The organism is Chryseobacterium sp. SG20098 (assembly GCF_031844745.1).
Taxonomy (GTDB): domain Bacteria; phylum Bacteroidota; class Bacteroidia; order Flavobacteriales; family Weeksellaceae; genus Chryseobacterium; species Chryseobacterium cucumeris.
Window position 1 is genome coordinate 1,441,870 of the sequence record NZ_CP134622.1, and the last position, 17,577, is coordinate 1,459,446.

Annotated in this window: 15 protein-coding genes; 1 reads left to right on the forward strand and 14 read right to left on the reverse strand. The window is 36.4% G+C overall.

Annotation, left to right across the window (positions count from 1 at the left end; translation table 11 throughout):
* Positions 1-6: 6 nt before the first annotated feature.
* The 12 genes from RHP76_RS06660 to RHP76_RS06715 form a co-directional block, all read right to left on the reverse strand.
* Entirely contained in the window at positions 7-807 is an 801-nt protein-coding gene (locus RHP76_RS06660) for a fimbrial biogenesis chaperone (protein WP_288441351.1), read from the reverse strand.
* 80 nt (positions 808-887) lie between these two features.
* Entirely contained in the window at positions 888-1,433 is a 546-nt protein-coding gene (locus tag RHP76_RS06665; RefSeq protein WP_062671703.1) for a hypothetical protein, read from the reverse strand.
* A 223-nt stretch (positions 1,434-1,656) separates the two neighbouring features.
* Complete coding sequence (locus tag RHP76_RS06670; protein WP_062671701.1) at positions 1,657-2,202, reverse strand: hypothetical protein; 546 nt, start codon at positions 2,200-2,202, stop codon at positions 1,657-1,659.
* Between the two features lie 224 nt (positions 2,203-2,426).
* Positions 2,427-2,972 carry a hypothetical protein gene (locus tag RHP76_RS06675; RefSeq protein WP_062671701.1) on the reverse strand — a complete coding sequence of 182 codons (546 nt, stop codon included), beginning with the start codon at positions 2,970-2,972 and terminating at the stop codon, positions 2,427-2,429.
* 518 nt (positions 2,973-3,490) lie between these two features.
* A complete protein-coding gene (locus tag RHP76_RS06680) occupies positions 3,491-4,036 on the reverse strand; it encodes a hypothetical protein (RefSeq protein ID WP_062671699.1) in 546 nt (181 codons plus the stop codon).
* Positions 4,037-4,241: 205 nt separating this feature from the next.
* Positions 4,242-4,784, reverse strand: a complete 543-nt coding sequence (locus RHP76_RS06685) for a peptidoglycan-binding protein LysM (protein ID WP_120231683.1) — start codon at positions 4,782-4,784, stop codon at positions 4,242-4,244.
* A 319-nt stretch (positions 4,785-5,103) separates the two neighbouring features.
* Positions 5,104-9,861 carry a hypothetical protein gene (locus RHP76_RS06690; RefSeq protein WP_311229776.1) on the reverse strand — a complete coding sequence of 1,586 codons (4,758 nt, stop codon included), beginning with the start codon at positions 9,859-9,861 and terminating at the stop codon, positions 5,104-5,106.
* On the reverse strand, positions 9,861-10,880 hold the full coding sequence (locus tag RHP76_RS06695; protein ID WP_062671693.1) for a hypothetical protein: 1,020 nt from the start codon (positions 10,878-10,880) through the stop codon (positions 9,861-9,863). The genes RHP76_RS06690 and RHP76_RS06695 overlap by 1 nt, the downstream gene beginning before the upstream one ends.
* A 13-nt stretch (positions 10,881-10,893) precedes the next feature.
* Positions 10,894-11,736 (reverse strand): hypothetical protein, encoded by an 843-nt coding sequence (locus tag RHP76_RS06700; RefSeq protein WP_120231685.1) that lies wholly within the window; start codon positions 11,734-11,736, stop codon positions 10,894-10,896.
* 325 nt (positions 11,737-12,061) lie between these two features.
* Positions 12,062-12,502 (reverse strand): lysozyme, encoded by a 441-nt coding sequence (locus RHP76_RS06705; RefSeq protein ID WP_288442620.1) that lies wholly within the window; start codon positions 12,500-12,502, stop codon positions 12,062-12,064.
* Positions 12,499-13,068 (reverse strand): hypothetical protein, encoded by a 570-nt coding sequence (locus RHP76_RS06710; RefSeq protein WP_288442619.1) that lies wholly within the window; start codon positions 13,066-13,068, stop codon positions 12,499-12,501. Before RHP76_RS06710 ends, RHP76_RS06705 begins: the two co-directional genes overlap by 4 nt.
* Positions 13,069-13,144: 76 nt before the next feature.
* Positions 13,145-14,131 (reverse strand): ATP-binding protein, encoded by a 987-nt coding sequence (locus RHP76_RS06715; RefSeq protein ID WP_311229777.1) that lies wholly within the window; start codon positions 14,129-14,131, stop codon positions 13,145-13,147.
* 65 nt (positions 14,132-14,196) lie between these two features.
* Here RHP76_RS06715 and RHP76_RS06720 point away from each other — a divergent pair, with 65 nt between their 5' ends.
* Positions 14,197-15,162, forward strand: coding sequence for a serine hydrolase (locus tag RHP76_RS06720; protein WP_311229778.1), 966 nt, complete (start codon positions 14,197-14,199; stop codon positions 15,160-15,162).
* A 103-nt stretch (positions 15,163-15,265) separates the two neighbouring features.
* On the opposite strand, the gene RHP76_RS06725 is transcribed toward RHP76_RS06720, so the two are convergent.
* Together RHP76_RS06725 and RHP76_RS06730 are read right to left on the reverse strand one after the other, a co-directional pair.
* The gene (locus RHP76_RS06725; protein ID WP_288442786.1) at positions 15,266-15,784 is read right to left on the reverse strand and encodes a DUF2911 domain-containing protein; all 519 of its coding nucleotides are present in this window, start codon (positions 15,782-15,784) and stop codon (positions 15,266-15,268) included.
* Between the two features lie 34 nt (positions 15,785-15,818).
* Positions 15,819-17,510 (reverse strand): sodium:solute symporter family protein, encoded by a 1,692-nt coding sequence (locus RHP76_RS06730; protein ID WP_311229779.1) that lies wholly within the window; start codon positions 17,508-17,510, stop codon positions 15,819-15,821.
* Positions 17,511-17,577 lie beyond the last annotated feature (67 nt).

Here is a 17,577-nt window from a genome sequence, read left to right on the forward strand (position 1 = left end):
TTAATTTTAAAATTTAAAGTTTTTTTCTCCTACACGTAAATCATTAGATTCGGCCATTTTGACGATAACCACGCCAAGGAAGTTCCCTGAAATGTTCTCTGGTAAAGAAAACTGAACAACCTGATTGGTATCCGGAAACATAGAGATGGAAATTGCGGGTAATTTTATTTCCTTACCACTGTCTGTATTGGTGAGTTCAAACTCAACGGTGGCATCATTGATGGTGTTTCCATCATTATGGATGCTTACTGCAACTTTTCTATTCGCAGCATTCTCATTTTTCACTTCTGAAATATTGGTGATATCCAGACTTTTCACATGGTTTCCCGGTGGAGTATAAAAGATGTGAAGTCCCACCTCAAATAAGGTGATAATACCAATACCATTCTGAATACGTGCCTTATCTGCCTGCTGAGGAAGTTGTGTAAAAAACAGCATGCTGTTTGTAACGACAGACTGTGATGCGTTTGCCGGAATTTGCATGGTTACTACAATCTCCTTTGTACTTTTCGCAGGAACTGTTACAGTGTTTTCTAAGGTAGACACCCAGGAGGCATTGGAAGTTTTTGAACTGCCTGCTTCAAGATAAACCTTATTTCCGTCTTCTTCTCTAACCCAATCTTTATAGTTGAGATTAAAAACATAATCTTTATCCGAGCTGTTTTGAAGCGTGACTGTCTTTGTTACTTTTTCTCCTGGATTACCTGTGAAAAACAATCTTGTAGGCGACATAGAAATACTTTGTGCCAAAAGTGAAGAAGATCCTGTAAGAATAAAGAAAATGAAAAGGTGAATAAACTTGTTCATGGTGTAAATAGTTTAATAATAAAGATTCTCAAAACTACTGAAAACGTAGCAAAATAAGCCTTTACAAACTAAAAATTTTATTATAAAGCAGTCGCCGTATAAGTTACTGTTTGCGTATAAGTTCCCGCTGGCTTACCTAAAATATCCGAAGATGATGATTTCTCTGCTGGAATGGTGTAGTCCAGATTCAGTGTTAATGCACTTCCGAGAGGAGCATTGGATACTAAGGTTCTTTCTCCTGGGGATAAAACCACTTCGTTTTTTGCTCCGCCCATACTTCCGGGAGCTTCTGCAGCTTTGATTGTCAAAACATCCACTGGGATCGAGTTTGAACCATTGACGAAATTCGGTCCCCCTGCTTTTACCTTTACATTAAAGTTCTTCGTGGAAGTAACTTTTAAAGAGTTGGCTTTAGTAATGGTCTGATCAGAGTTGTAGTCTGCTGCAGTAGCATAGTTAAAGGCAACTATACCACCAATGGCAGTACTTCCTGCGTCGATAGAGATGACATCGTTCAGGATAATTTTTACAACTGTGGTTGCAGTAGTATTTTGAGCCTGAACATTATTAGTTCCTAATATGATCGCTCCAAAAGTTAAGGCTGTGATTGCAATTTGTTTTGTCATGATAATATTATTTAATTGTTAATCTTGTTTACCTGTTCTCTTTTGAACATTACAAATCTACAGCGGTCATAAAAGTTTCTTTGTAGTGGAAAACGGAAGTACATGTAGTAAAATCACTACACAGTTTATTCACATAATAAACAGAAAAACCCTCAGTACTTTTCAGGTACTGAGGGCATGTATATTGATGTGTTTTTTTATTATAAAATTGATGTATTTTTTATTATAAAGCAGTTGCCGTATAAGTTACCGTTTGCGTATAAGTTCCCGCTGGCTTACCTAAAATATCAGAAGATGATGATTTTGCTGCTGGAATAGTGTAGTCCAGATTCAGTGTTAACGCACTTCCAAGAGGAGCATTTGTAACTAAATTCTGATCTGTTGCAGATAAAACTACAGTATTTTTTGTCCCGCCCATTGTTCCGGCAGCTGTTGCTGCTTTAATAGTCAAAACATTGACAGGGATTAAGTTTGTTCCATTCATAAAACTAGCGCCTCCTGCTTTTACTTTAACATTAAAGTTCTTTGTGGAAGTAACTTTCAGAGAGTTGGCTTTAGTAATGGTCTGATCAGAGTTGTAGTCTGCTGCAGTAACATAGTTAAAATCTACCGTATTACCAATGGCAGTACTTCCTGCGTCAATGGAGATGACATCGTTCAGGGTAATGTTTACCGTGGTGGTTGCGGTTGTATTTTGAGCCTGAACATTATTAGTTCCAAATATGATAGCTCCAAAAGTTAAGGCTGTGATTACGATTTGTTTTTTCATGATGGTAATATTTTATTGTTATTTTTTACTTAATTGTTATCTTTTGTATACTGCAAATTTATAGTGGTGCTAAAAGTTTCTTTGTAGTGGAAAAAGGAAGTTCACGTAGTAAAATCACTACACAGTTTATTCACATAATAAATAGAAAAACCCTCAGTACTTTTCAGGTACTGAGGGCATGTATATTGATGTGTTTTTTTATTATAAAATTGATGTGTTTTTTATTATAAAGCAGTCGCGGTATAAGTTACTGTTTGCGTATAAGTTCCCGCTGGCTTACCTAAAATATCAGAAGATGATGATTTTGCTGCTGGAATAGTGTAGTCCAGATTCAGTGTTAACGCACTTCCAAGAGGAGCATTTGTAACTAAATTCTGATCTGTTGCAGATAAAACTACAGTATTTTTTGTCCCGCCCATTGTTCCGGCAGCTGTTGCTGCTTTAATAGTCAAAACATTGACAGGGATTAAGTTCGTTCCATTCATAAAACTAGCGCCTCCTGCTTTTACTTTAACATTAAAGTTCTTTGTGGAAGTAACTTTCAAAGAGTTGGCTTTAGTAATGGTCTGATCAGAGTTGTAGTCTGCTGCAGTAACATAGTTAAAATCTACCGTATTACCAATGGCAGTACTTCCTGCGTCAATGGAGATGACATCGTTCAGGGTAATGTTTACAGTAGTGGTTGCTGTAGTATTTTGAGCCTGAACATTATTAGTTCCAAATATGATAGCTCCAAAAGTTAAGGCTGTGATTACGATTTGTTTTTTCATGATGGTAATATTTTATTGTTATTTTTTACTTAATTGTTATCTTTTGTATACTGCAAATTTATAGTGGTGCTAAAAGTTTCCTTGTAGTTGAAAAAGGAAGTTCGTGTAGTAAAATCACTACACGGTTTATCATTTGGACTTAAATAGAAAAGCCCTCAACATTTTCTAAGTATTGAGGGCCTATATAAATTGCTGTTATTTCTATTATAAAGCTGTCGTCATATAAATTACCGTTTGTGTATAATTTTTCTTTAGGTTTTCACAAAAAAATATTTATAGATTGGTAACTTTATTATCATTGTTATTTAAGAGTATTATGGTAATATAAAGCAAATAACTAATATAATTAATTTGTTATTGTAATGGCAATAATGCACCAAGCATTCAGCAATCTACTTTCATAAGAGTGCAAGGATTTTGAATTTTATCTATATTGGTACAATACATAAAAAATCAAAGGCCTCCTGAGGAAGCCTTCGAAACACCAAATCACAAAATATTAATATGAAAAAATTAGCTTATAAAGCTGTTGCAGTATAAGTTACTGTTTGCGTATAAGTTCCCGCTGGTTTACCTAAAATATCAGAAGATGATGATTTCGCTGCTGGAATAGTGTAGTCCAGATTCAGTGTTAACGCACTTCCAAGAGGAGCATTTGTAACTAAATTCTGATCTGTTGCAGATAAAACTACAGTATTTTTTGTCCCGCCCATTGTTCCGGCAGCTGTAGCTGCTTTAATGGTCAAAACATTGACAGGGATTAAGTTCGTTCCATTCATAAAATTAGCGCCTCCTGCTTTTACTTTAACATTAAAGTTCTTTGTGGAAGTAACTTTTAAAGAGTTGGCTTTAGTAACGGTCTGATCAGAGTTGTAGTCTGCTGCAGTAACATAGTTAAAATCAACTGTATTACCAATGGCAGTACTTCCTGCATCGATAGAGATCACATCGTTCAGGGTAATGTTTACCGTGGTGGTTGCAGTTGTATTTTGAGCCTGAACATTATTAGTTCCTAATATCATGGCTCCGAAAGTTAAGGCTGTGATTACGATTTGTTTTGTCATGGCTGTATTATTTAATTGTTATTTTTTACTTAATTGTTATCTTTTGTATACTGCAAATTTATAGTGGTGCTAAAAGTTTCCTTGTAGTGGAAAAAGGAAGTTCGTGTAGTAAAATCACTACACGGTTTATCATTTGGACTTAAATAGAAAAGCCCTCAATACTTTGACAGTATTGAGGGCTTTTCTATTTAGAATTGTTATTTACTTACAATGCAGTGGCGGTATAAGTTATTTTTTGTGTGTAAGTTCCCTGTGGTTTTCCCAGAAGGACCTTAGATGCATTTTCCGCCGAAATGGAGTAGGCAATATTTAAAGACTGTTTGGTTCCTAAACTTGCATTACTCACCAGCACCTGATCAGTTGTAGATAAAGTGACCTCATTCAGGGTTCCCACCAAACTTCCGCCCGGTATTGCCTTGACCTTTAATATATCTACAGGAATTACATTTGCACCACTTACAAAGTGTGCCCCTTCAGATTTTACTTTTACATCAAAATTTTTAGAGGAAATAATGACTAAACTGTTGGGAACAGTCACATTTTTTGATGAATTATAGTCTTTTGTGCTCCCATAATTAAAATCTACAGTACCTTCTGAAGCAACAGAGCCAATGTCCATGGCAATAACGTCCGATAAAATAATATTTACTGATGTACTCACCTGCTCTGAACTTTGTGCCATAATCTGGTTGGTTCCTAAGGCGATTGCTCCCAAAGACAGCGCAATGATAAAAATTTGCTTTTTCATGATTAATAAATTTTAGTGAGGTGTAATAATATTATCATTCTGAATTCATTATAAATCTAATAACAATATATGACATCACCAAAGCTTTTTCACTCTAATGTGAGTGAATGTAGATTTTTCGCCGAAAATCATGGAATCAGCATAGGTATCGTAAGAATAATTGATCAAGTTAACAGTATTGTAATGCTTAAGGAACTTCTCCCTGATAAAATTACTCTTTAAACATTCCATTTTAATAATAAAATATAAATGGCGCCACTTAAAAAAAGTGACGCCATTTTATATGGGTTATATATTCCTTATTTTGAATTTTCAAGTTTTAATACATCTTATTTTCTGCATATTTATAAACTGTCTTTTCATCCCAAACAAATAATTGAATAGAGCTATACGGTGGTATTTTGTATGAATACCCTGCGCTTTTTATATCGAAGCCCTGCCCATAACTATCACTGGCATTTAATACGAGTATTCTCTGACCTCGGAAAACTTTTCCTAATGTAAATTGCTCACCATACATACATCTGATGACCAGCATTCTATTATCAGAATCATAATACTGAATTCCTGGCTGCTGCTCAATCATTCCATGAGACAATCTCATTCTAGAGTCCTCATTGATAATCTCATCATCAAGGTAGGAAAGACTTCCGTCAGGAATAAATAAAGTATTAGGCTTTTCATCTTTTGATTTAAAGTTTTCAGTAGCCTTTACAGAGCCCTCAACATATACTGGACCAGCAATATTAACTTTATGCGAATCATTAGCCGGTGCACCTATACCAATATTATGGCTCTTTCTATGGAAGTTAATACCTTCCCAACCCTTATATTTACTTGAATATTTATAATACTCACCTTCCAATACAGTTAAATAGAACCCATCCTGTTCATTATATATACCGGATTCTCCTCCATTATATTCATCAGCAACCATTAATCCATTACCTGTATGACTAGTAAATTGCTGGTTTACAATAACACCGTTATTAGACATATAATTCCAGCTATTGATATTACCCTGAGAGAAATCTGCGTCACTCCAAACAGTTCTCCAAGGCTGCCATCCTATATCTCCAGAACCTGAATAACTTCCTCTGAATTTCATCCCATTTCCTGTTCTGTCAATAGTTAGCTGTTGTCTGCCATCAGCCGAGTTCAGATTTAAAGTAGTTGTATAATTAAACCCTGAAGATGGGGCTTCCTGTCTATAAATTCCAGATTCAGAAACTAAATTTAAATTAGCAACATATTTTAGCTCTTTAAACTTATCATTCCAATTACTGATCATAGCAGGGGTAAGATTACCGGCATCCCAAATTACATTTCCCTGAAAAGTTGGTCTTGATCTTAGATGATTAATGGCACCATAATTATCAATGGTCATCGCTATCTGAGGCCCTGCTGCAAACGAATTGGTTGTTGCAAAAGCCATAGATGTACCATTTCCGTCATTACTTCGTACATATATACCGGCTTGTGTACCGCTATTAGAATAAAATCCAATGGATGCTGTATATTGATTATCAGGATTTGAACCACTTTCAGTTTCTACTAAGAAAGAGTATTCGGCTGATGTACTGGTATTGCCCCAGCCTGTGCCTGTATTTTTTGCTCTACCTTTAATAGTTTTAAGTCCGGTAATATCCTGCTGGCCATCGACATTAACAAACTTGCTGTTTGTCCAATTATGCGTTGCTAAAAATACATAACCATCTGTTCTGTGGTATATGTAAGGCGCACCTGCTGATAAACCATTTGAGAATCCTAATGTTTGAGCATTTTCGGCAGAATTAACTTTAGTATCAGGGTTAAAATTATTATTGGTCCAAAGCGATTCTCCATCTGACAGTAAAGGAATATTCCCTTTTTTCGTCATCGTTGTTGTATTTATCGCCTGCCAATATTCTAAGTGATTGCTGAATAAAGGAAAATCTATCCTGTGATACCATGTATTATTTCCTGCTATGTGTAAAGAGTTACCATAAGTAGATGGGAATCCGTTACCTGTCGCCCAATCTGTAACACTTAAAGGATAATCAGTTTTTACTGCAGTTGCATCCTGATGGTTCCCTCTTTTCGCAAGATATTCTCCGGGATTTAAATTGTTCGTAGTCCACGGAATGCCTCCCTGAATTTTAACTGCACCACTATCTGAACTTAATAATAAGTCACCACCATTTACAGCTCTCATTGCAAAGCTATCTCCTGCTCCACTCCATACGGCAGAATTTCCATCAGCTCCAATATAGGCTATATCTTTAGATCCATCATACTTTTGCCAGGTCAGATAATTCCCTGTTTGTGCTGTACTTTTCCATCTCCCTAACATAGCTGGAGTTTCTATATTGAAAGCACCTGTCATAGTACCACCATCTTTTCTGAGATAGTTTCCTAAATCTGAAGATGACACAAAATCTGAGGCTAATCTCTGGCCACCACCCGCTGTTAAGATATAGTTATCATTATACCCAACTTTATTGAAACCTCTTGAGGAAACCTGACCGGCATCAGTGAATGTTATACCATTATTTAAATCCCAATCTTCTGCATTATTGGTAACAGAGGGCGCCAATATCAAATTGTTATTGGTAGGTTTCTGAATTGACCAGGATTTATATGAACTGTTTTTTAGTTTGAAAGGTATTCTGTTATAATAGGATTTTGCTGCCGATATAATTTCATCCGTATTTCTCGTCTGGTAATCGCTCGGTTTGAAATTTACATTATCCCAGGCTTTTCTCCATAGTGTCCAATTTCCATTATGCCCACTTCTATACACCAGTTCTCCTGCATCTGCATTAGTATCATTATATTTTATCTGCAACTGTGCTGTAGTATCCTGAGCACCCATGTGCAACATAGGACTATATAGATGCTGAACTCCTCCTGCGTTATTGTTTGCTCTGTAAACTCCGGAACTGGAATACCCTCCAAGACTATTGAAGTTATCATTAAACTGAACTGCTTTTGGAATATAGCTGCTGTCTGCAAAATTAGTTAACCAACTTCTTGTAGCGACTACATCAGACGGTAAAGTAATGATATGGGTAGGATATAAGTCAAGATTAGGTTCTAATGCATGAGACCATCCCAGATTCCAATCCTGATAATAGTTTCCGTATTTAACTTCCACTCTAGCCACTTCAAATGAGAAATACCCATTCCAAAAAGTCTCTGATTCTCCTAATAAAATACTTACATATCCATCAGTCCCAATCCCAATCCTTGCAGTAGTGGTAGGAAAATTATCTGTTACTTCCCATATCGCTTTTGAACCATTAGTAACCAGAGTTCCTGATACATATTTATAGAAAGCGACATTCACTTTACCTAAGTACTGGCTTTCATATCCATAAATATTAATATCAATACTAAACATTGCATGCTCCGGTGAAGCTTGTGGCATTTTAATCGCTAAAATACCCGTATGTCCTCCAACATCATAATAGCCCTGATAAACTTTATTAAATATTCTTACTTTATTTTGGCTTTTATTAATAGATCCCCCATCTTCAAATTCTAAATCCTTTGTACCAAGATTAACATCCTGTGATGCGCCAGTATAAGGAACATAATTATTTAAAGTTGATGTATTAACAAAAGTTGACGGGTTTAAATTATGAGCATCCCAAACCACTCCATTTACTCCGTTTTTAGAGTGTATTATATCATTGTTATTAGATTCTATAATAGTATTAATCGTTGGGTTTCCTATGTATAATGTGGAGGAACCGCTATAATTTAACACCTGGTTATTACCTGAAGTAAATGAAGTAGAATAAATACCTTGTTTAGAATAAATCTGACCTGACCGTCCCAGATAATGGGTAGGATGATCCGGATCTCCAAAATGGAAACCAATACCTTCATTCAAACTATTGGCACTTCCCTGATAATAAGAAAGTCCATAAGCATCTGCATTAGCAAATGACCAGATTCTATTTCTTTCATCGGTTTTGTAGAACCTGTTTTGAAATCCTTCATCTGTTTGCACAAAACCTCTTGAATGGATACCATAAGGAGGAATAAACTGGGAGTCGGTATAAGAAGAAGAGGCCAATAAACCACCAGATAAAATAACTTGAGAATTATTACCGTTTAAACCCGCTATAGGTTTATCTGAATCTAATGCCCAATAGCTACCTGTATCTTTCTTCTCCCAAAATGTATTACCAGAAACTAACTCTTCTTTAGTGAGCAAATGTTTAAGATTTATCTGAACCCTTTTTGTACCTCCCGGATCCGGGTGATCCGACACTGAAGTAACTCTGTTATTCCCGTGGTCTAAACCTCCATATCCAACCGTTACTTTGACATCAAACCCCTGCCAGTAAGATAATTGGGTAAACCAAAAACAAAGTTTACCATTTAAGTTTAAGGCCGTAATTCCATTCCAGTAATATAATGTAGAATAGCCGCTATGAGAAATAATAGTACCATTATAGATATGGCCCTGGATCTTACAATCTAAAGGCTGATCATTGCCATACATATTACCTTTAATCTCTAAAAGAAACTGATCTCCATAGTCTACAGAATAATCTACATCAGTTTCAATTAAGGTACCCTGTGGGAAGTTTCTTCCCGAATGATACCAGGAGTCTTCTTTTCTTCGGGAATCATAATCTCCACCGCCTCCCGTCAGAAATTTTTCATTATCTGATCCATCTTTATAATACCCGGCCGATCTCACGTAATCAAAAGCATTGCCATTGATATTCATAAAGTGATACCCATTTGGCCTATACTGTAGTGTAGCAGCGTAAAGCCCCGGCTGATGAAAAGAAATTGCAGGGTAAATTGTATCAGACACACCATTACCTCTTACTTCTAAAGCAACTGCATTATAAGCATTACCTGTAGCTCCTGAAAAGGATTTTCTTACCGGTATATCCTGGTATGTATTGGTTGTTACTAAATTTAAATCAGAAACTATTTCCGCATGGGTTCGTGTGCTAATTTTTTTCGTTACAGAATTCCAAACCATTACAGAACCTGCATCGTTTGGAACACTTTTCACAATTATTTCGCCTTCTACAGCGATATGATTGTTAAAATATTCAGGAGCAATCATTAGTCTAATCTAGCAGTTAAAGTAATTCTATATTCATTCGGGGTAAGTGGTGCCAAAACATCTATTTGTACGTCATTTTCTGATATAACCGTACAGCTTACATTTATTTTTCTATTATCAGCATTACGATAACAGATATAGTCAACATTGATAGTATTCCAGCCATGGGTGATGGGGAAAGTAACGGACGATCCGTCTCCGATGTGCCATGTTTGGGATTTAATTTTTGCATCCAAAACAGCTTTTGTAGATTTTGGAGTCATTGCTTTAGTAATATTGACTCCCTCAATAGCTTCAACATCTGTCGCGATCTGGATCAGACCTTTTACCGAATCTGTAGCGTCTACAATATCAGGAATACCTTTTTCTATAATCTGATAATTTTTAGGGATATTGTAAGCATCATCGGTATTGGCAATAAGATGGTCACCCACAGATACAGGTTCATTGCCCACCCATCCATTGGCTGTAATTACCCATACCATTCCTGTTTTAATTACGGCTGCTGTAGCAGGTGATGGCATCGTCATTGAACCTTCAACAGTAGAAGGAATATAACCTCCCGGCTGATAGATCAGTGCTCCTGTAAGGCTTTGTCCTATGAAGTTTTCAACATAAGTTTTAATCTTATAGGATGACCATGTAAAGGTACCTGACTGAATAGCGTCATTCACAACAATAGAAACAATATCTGCATTGGTAAGATTTCGGCCTGCTACTTTAATAACATGCCCTGAACTATTGGTCAGTATCTGACTTAGCAATAGAAGCCCGCTTGTCTGATTGGTCTGAAATGGATTATTAGTCAGCGGATAATCCGGATGTACATAATTTTCGGCCAAATTAATCCATTCGGTTCCGTTCCATTGATGCAACTGGCCGTTATAATCAATTACCCAGCCTGCAGGAACACCATCCGTACTGGGAAATGAAGTAAATTGTTGAAAACGGGTACGTTGTAGTTCCCCGAAAAAATTATCCTGATTTGCGTTGTTACTGATTACTGCATTGTTATTCATAGTTTTTTATTTTTTATGGTTTAACTTTTAAAATGAGAATGTTAATAGGATTAGCAAGGTCGCCCAGCATCTTGATCTCGATGGTTTGATTGGTTGCATAATCGTCAATATTTATTTTTTTTCCGGTAACACTATCCCGGGCCTGAATGATTACATTTTCCGTTTCAAGGGTATTGGGAAATACTGCACTTCCGGTAATCTGCACTACTGCACTTTCAGCTGTCTGAGAGATCAGCAAAACCTTATCATAGATCTGCTTATTAAATTCCTGTTGATTTTTCGGGCTGCTTAGCCAATCGTAGTCCAATACCAGCTTTACTTTATCTTCACTTGATTCTCCGATAGGAAGAGCTTTTAAAGCTTCAATATCATCACGGTTTTTTTTAATGAAGTTTACTATTTCCTGAAGTTCATCTAAAGACAGATCATTAGACAATAGGATCTTTCTAATATTTTCTATCTTCAGGGCTAAGTCTTTATCAGCATCTTTCAGTGCATCAACAAAGCTATTTACCTGTATTTTAGTGTACACATTCCCCAATTGATCAGAACTGTCAATTGTAGCAACATTGCTTATTCCAAGTTTGCTTTTCCAGCTGTCAACATGAGCCGAGGTCAGATTACCGGCATTCAATAAAGCCAGATATTCCGAATGAGCTTTTGGGTCTTTTAAGTGTTCCTGAAATGCTTCCGCACTGGCAAATAATTGAAAGATTTCTTCAAATCCTTCAATACCTGTCACAGGGATTAAGTCATCTTTGTGATAAAAAGATAAAAACGTGTCTTTAAACTGGGTTTCTGTTGGAAAATCTCCAGTTTCAAACCAACTTAAAATTGTATGTAATGGTGTACTCATTTGATAATTGATAATTAGTTTTGATAAAATTGTTAATTGGGAAAGGCTTAAAGATGATTTCTATCGTGTGATATTTTAAGCGAGCGAAGAAGTCCATATATCTGCAGATGATGCTATACCACATTGCATTCACTCAGAAAGAATCAATGAAGCGGATTCCACTTTGCGATCTCAAAATATTACAATGATACTATAACATCTTTGCCTGAAACCTGAACTGTATGAGCAGTTTGAAGGCGGAACAAAGTAGGCTGCACATGAATTTGGAGATTTATTTCCAATGATAACAGAGGGTTTAGAGTTCCCAGTATTAGCTAGAAATCGTTTATTTAGAAAAGAACAGATCAGCTTCAGCCTTTCTTCTGCGGATGAGTCCGTTTAATGTTTTTCCGGCAGCCGTAATGTATTTTGTGGTAAACCAATTTCTGATAGCCTGCTCTTCTGCTTTTTTATTAATCAAAGAAAATAGTCCGTCTGATCCACCGGTATTGTAAGTGTGTGAAACAAGAGCATCAAATTGATTCTGAGTAAGATTCAGTTTAATTTTGCTGTTGACGATTTTTTCATAAGTTGGTAAAACAGATGAAAATAGCTCTATTCCTTTCTCTTTAGTGATGGCAGTATCTTTCATGGTTACTTTTTTCCCTCCGGGATAGTACGTGTTGCCATATCCAATTGTCGGAATTCCTGCAGAATCCAGATAAGGCTTTGAACTGAAACCTTCAAATGATACAATCAGATTGATTCCCTTTTGTGATGTTTTCATGTTTTAAAATATTTGTAGGTGAAAAAGATGAGTATTAAAGTGATTCCAATAATCGTAATGAAAATCCAGGCCAGGATCTCCAATCCATCTGTTTGAATTTTCCTGGTTTCTTCAGAGACTTTTGAAGCCACTTCTTTGACTGTTTCTTTTAAACTTGTTTTCTGGGTTAAATCCTGGATAACATGAGTAGTTTCTCCTTTTCTAAGCTCTGATTTTTCATGGTTGCCCTTTGCGTAAGAGCTGCTGATGGAATATTCTGCATTTCCCACAATAGAAATACGTTGAAGCGTATCACGTCCCACTACATTATGGAAAACAAAGGGATTAGATGCATCCGATTTTCCTTTAATCAATAGCTCTCCGGATATTTCATTTTTCTCTTCCTTCAGCGACACCTCATCCGATATACTGTGAGCTGACTGTGAGCTTTGAAGGATTAAAGAATCAGCTTTTATTTCTTCTGTCTTTTTTGTATTTTCTTTATAAGTGGCTGTAATTTTGTGTTTACTCCGGCAGCCCAACATGAGACTGCTCAATATGAGCAATAACAGAATTTTTGTTTTCATGAGTTTTAGTTTTAAAAATTGAAAAGGCTTATCTTGAATTCTTCAATCCCAGAAAATCCCAATGATATTCAAATTCTTACATAAAGATTTTATCTTCTTTTACGTATTCTTTTTTGATGCTATCCAGCAACATGTCTAAGCTTACTTTGAAACCAGGTTCTTTTAACGCAATTGTTTTTAAACTTACATCCTGTATGATATTCATAATATTAGAACCGGTTAACTCATATCTTTGAGCAATTTGTTCCAGATCAATATCTTCAAGTTGTAATTGTTCGGGTAAATTTTGCTGCCAGATACGCAGACGCTCTTCATGCTTTGGATTATTAAATTGTATGCAGCTATGAAAGCGTCGCGTAAAGGCTTTATCCATATTATTTTTAAAGTTGGATGCCAGAATAATAAGGCCTGAAAATGTTTCTATGCGTTGCAGCAAATAAGAAACTTCCTGATTGGCATATTTGTCATGGGCATCTTTTACAGAGGTTCGTTTTCCGAAAATAGCATCTGCTTCATCAAAAAATAAAATCCAGTTTTTATTTTCTGCTTTGTTGAATAGTTTAGCTAATTGTTTTTCTGTTTCTCCGATGTATTTTGAGACCAGCATAGAAACATCCACTCTGAAAACAGGACGTTGAGTATATTTCCCTAAAAGGCTGGCCGCAAGAGTTTTTCCTGTTCCCGGTTCTCCATGAAACAACACTCTGAACCCTGGTTTAAGTTTGGTCTGCATATTCCAATCTTCCATCAAAGTCCGGCTGCTATTGTACCAGGCTTCAATACTTTTAAGCTCCTGTAAAGTAGTTTGAGGAAGAATCAAATCTGTCCATGATCGATGGGTGAGTATTTGTTCTGCAGGAAACTCATTGCTCATTTTTGGTAATAACTCCAGGCCAAACATGATCTTTTTAAAAGCTTCTTCATGAATATTGATCTGACTGTTCATTGATACATGTTCATGGGCTGAACCTGAAAAAACAATGAGTTCTTCCTGATTCAACACTGAATCCGGGCCGAAATAATCCAGTGATTTTAATCTTTCTGAAATACTATCCCCTCCCAAAACGTATTGAACTGCCTGAATTGTAGGATAAAAGAGCCTGCCGCTAACCTGCCAATTCTCCTGCGGTGCGGTCTGTGTTTGAGCCCAACCTTAAATTTCAATATTCAGGAGGGGGAACAACCATTTCACAATTAATCCTTGAAAATACTACAGGAGAAAAGTATGAAGATTATATGTTGAAAAATGTTTTGACCCCTTTAGGGATGAATGAAAGTTCTTATAATCAACCGCCTTCTTCAGATAAAGAAAAATTACTGGCAACGGCTTATGTTAACGGAAAGGAAGTAAAAGGTAAATATCATATTTATCCTGAAAAAGCAGCAGCCGGTTTATGGACCAACCCCAATGATCTGGCAAAATATATCATCGAAACCCAATTGTCATTTGCAGGCAAATCGAATAAAGTTTTATCAAAGGAAATGTCTGTAAAGAGAATTGAAAATAATTACGGCGTGTTTCTGAATGATTTCAAAGGCACAAAATATTTCGGACACAGTGGTGGGAATGAAGGTTTTGCGTGTTACTATATTGGAAGTGTTGAAGACGGAAACGGTCTGGTTGTAATGACTAACGGCAATAATTTCAAACTCATCGATGAAATTCTTTTAAGTATTGCCAGTTTGAACCAATGGAAAAATTATCCCATTGAGCCTCAAAAAGAATCCATTGCCTTAACTATCAGAAAGGAATGTTTAAAAAATATTGACAAAGGAATTGCATTGTACCAGGAACTGAAAAAGAATAATCCCAATGGCTACAACTTCTCCAATGAAAACGAACTCAACGAGCTTGGCTATGAATTGCTAAGAGACAACCAATCAGAGGCAGCACTTAAGATTTTTAACTTAAATGTCAATGAATTTCCAACGTCAGGAAATTTATATGACAGTCGTGGTGAAGCTTATTTTAACAAAAAAGAATATACATTGTCAAAAAACGACTATCAGAAATCATTGGAACTTGATCCGACCAATCAGAATGCGAAGGAAATGATTTTGAAAATCAACCAACTTTTGACTGCTCAAAAATAAATTACACTTTTTTCGATGTAATGACAATAATCTTGGATACAATATCAAAATGATAAACAAAAAATCCCGGTTAATCCGGGATTTTCATTTCTTATACTTACATTTATTTGATCTCTACAGGCACTGAGATTTTATCCCAATCCATTGTAAATCCATTATTGTTTATTTTATAAACTAAAGCTTCCTGTGTTGCTGGTAAAGCCTTTGTTTTTACATCAACACGTAAAGCATCTTTAGATTGTTCGTATTTATAAGCACCCCATTGTTTTGGCTCCTTGTTAAAAATCGCAGTCCAGGTTCCGCTTTGTTTAGGGATTAAGAAAAAGCTGTATTTACCTGCAGGCAGTTTTTTACCCTGAACGGTAATATCTTTATCCGTTTCGAAAGTAGTGGCTTCATTAGCACCTGCACGCCAAACTTTATCATAAGCTTCCAAACCACCCCAGATTGTACGTCCTTTTACTGAAGGACTGCTATAGGCAATTGTAATGTTTGCATCTTTAATTTTTCCTGTAGCAGTAGCCGGAGGGCTGGCAGGTTTTTTAGTTTCCTGTGCAAAAGCGTTTACGGAAAGCGTCACTGCTGCAAAAAGTACAGTAGCTGATTTAATCATTGTTTTCATAATATTTTATTTGTTTGTTTTTATTATTATTTGCTTACGAATTTACTGTTTTCTGCTTATAAAACAGCAATCCGATTGCTGAAAATATAATCACCGCTGCTGCCCCTATTACATTAAGCCAAAGAAAGGAAACAATATCAAACTGATAAATGGCAATGACCGTAATTTCTGATAAAATGGCAGCAATAAATACATTCGGTCCGTCAATTTTTTTATAGTAAAATGCCACCAGAAAAATTCCCAGGATCGGACCGTAGAAAAGAGAACCTAATACATTCACCGCTTCAATGAGAGAACCCATTTGCGTGGCAAACATGGCTACACCGATTGAGAAAATACCCCATGCTAAAGTGTGCAGGCGGCTGTACTTCAATTCGGTTTTCTCATCAGGAAGTTCTTTTTTAAATAGTAAATGAACATCTTTTAATGAGCAGGCAGCAAGGGAATTAAGCGCGGCCGAAATGGAGCCCCAGCTGGCCAGAAAAATAACGGCAAACAGTAAACCGATCATCCCTACAGGCAATGTATTTTTTACGAAATACAGGAAAATGTAATTCGTATCTGTTTTCTCCGTAGTATAGTTTGAATAATTGATAGCTTCCTCTACCCTGCTGTGCAATGCTTTGACTTCTGTCTGTGTATTTTTAAAATCCTGAATTGTTTTTTGAAGTTGTGGAGAATGCGTTTCTTTTAACTTGAGAATTTCCTTCGATTCTGCATTAAATTTTAACTGTAAATCCTGATGTTCTTTTTCAAAAGCCGCAGCCTGTTCAGGATTTGCTTCCTTTAAATGCTGATAGGAACGTTCATTAAAATAAATCGGAGCAGGTTTCAGAGAAAAGAAAGCGAAAAGCAAAGCACCGATCAGGAGAATAGCAAACTGCATCGGAATTTTAACCAATCCGTTCAGCAGCAAGCCCATTTTTGCATTAGTATTATCTTTTGCAGTGATATACCTACCGACCTGGCTCTGGTCTGTCCCGAAATAAGAAAGCGCCAGAAAAAAACCACCAATTATTCCACTCCAGATATTGTATTTATCTTTCCAGTCAAATTCCGTGGTGATGACATTAAGCTTCCCGGATTTCCCCGCCAGATACAGCGCATCATTAAAACCGATTCCATCCGGCATATTCTGAATAAGGAGATACCCTGCAAAAGCCATAGTTCCGAGAATAATAAGAAACTGTAATTTCTGGGTGTGAGCGATCGCTTTTGCACCTCCAATATAAGTGTAGATCAACAGAATGCCACCTGTTAAAACATTGGTTAAATAAATATTCCAGTTTAAAACGCTTGATAAGATAATACTCGGAGCGTAAATACTGATTCCGGTTGATAACCCTCTGGAAAAAAGAAAAAGCAGCGAAGTGAGCACCCTTGTTTTTTTATCAAAACGGTTTTCTAAATATTCATAGGCAGTATAAACATTTAAGCGTTGAAAAATCGGGATGAAAGTAATACAGATCACAATCATCGCCAAAGGCAAACCAAAATAATACTGCACAAAGCGCATTCCGTCTGTATAAGCCTGGCCCGGTGCTGAAAGAAATGTAATGGCACTTGCCTGGGTAGCCATAATACCGATGAGCACAATATACCAGGGCATTTTATTATCTGCTTTCAGGTAGGATTCGTTGCTTTTTTGGCCACGACCGATGAATACGCCGTAAACCACCACTGCAACAAGTGTAACAATAAGAACCGTCCAATCTATATTACTCATGCCCAGAATTTAGTAAACCCATAATAAAATACGATCTGTACTACTAATGCAACGGCTAATAGTATGT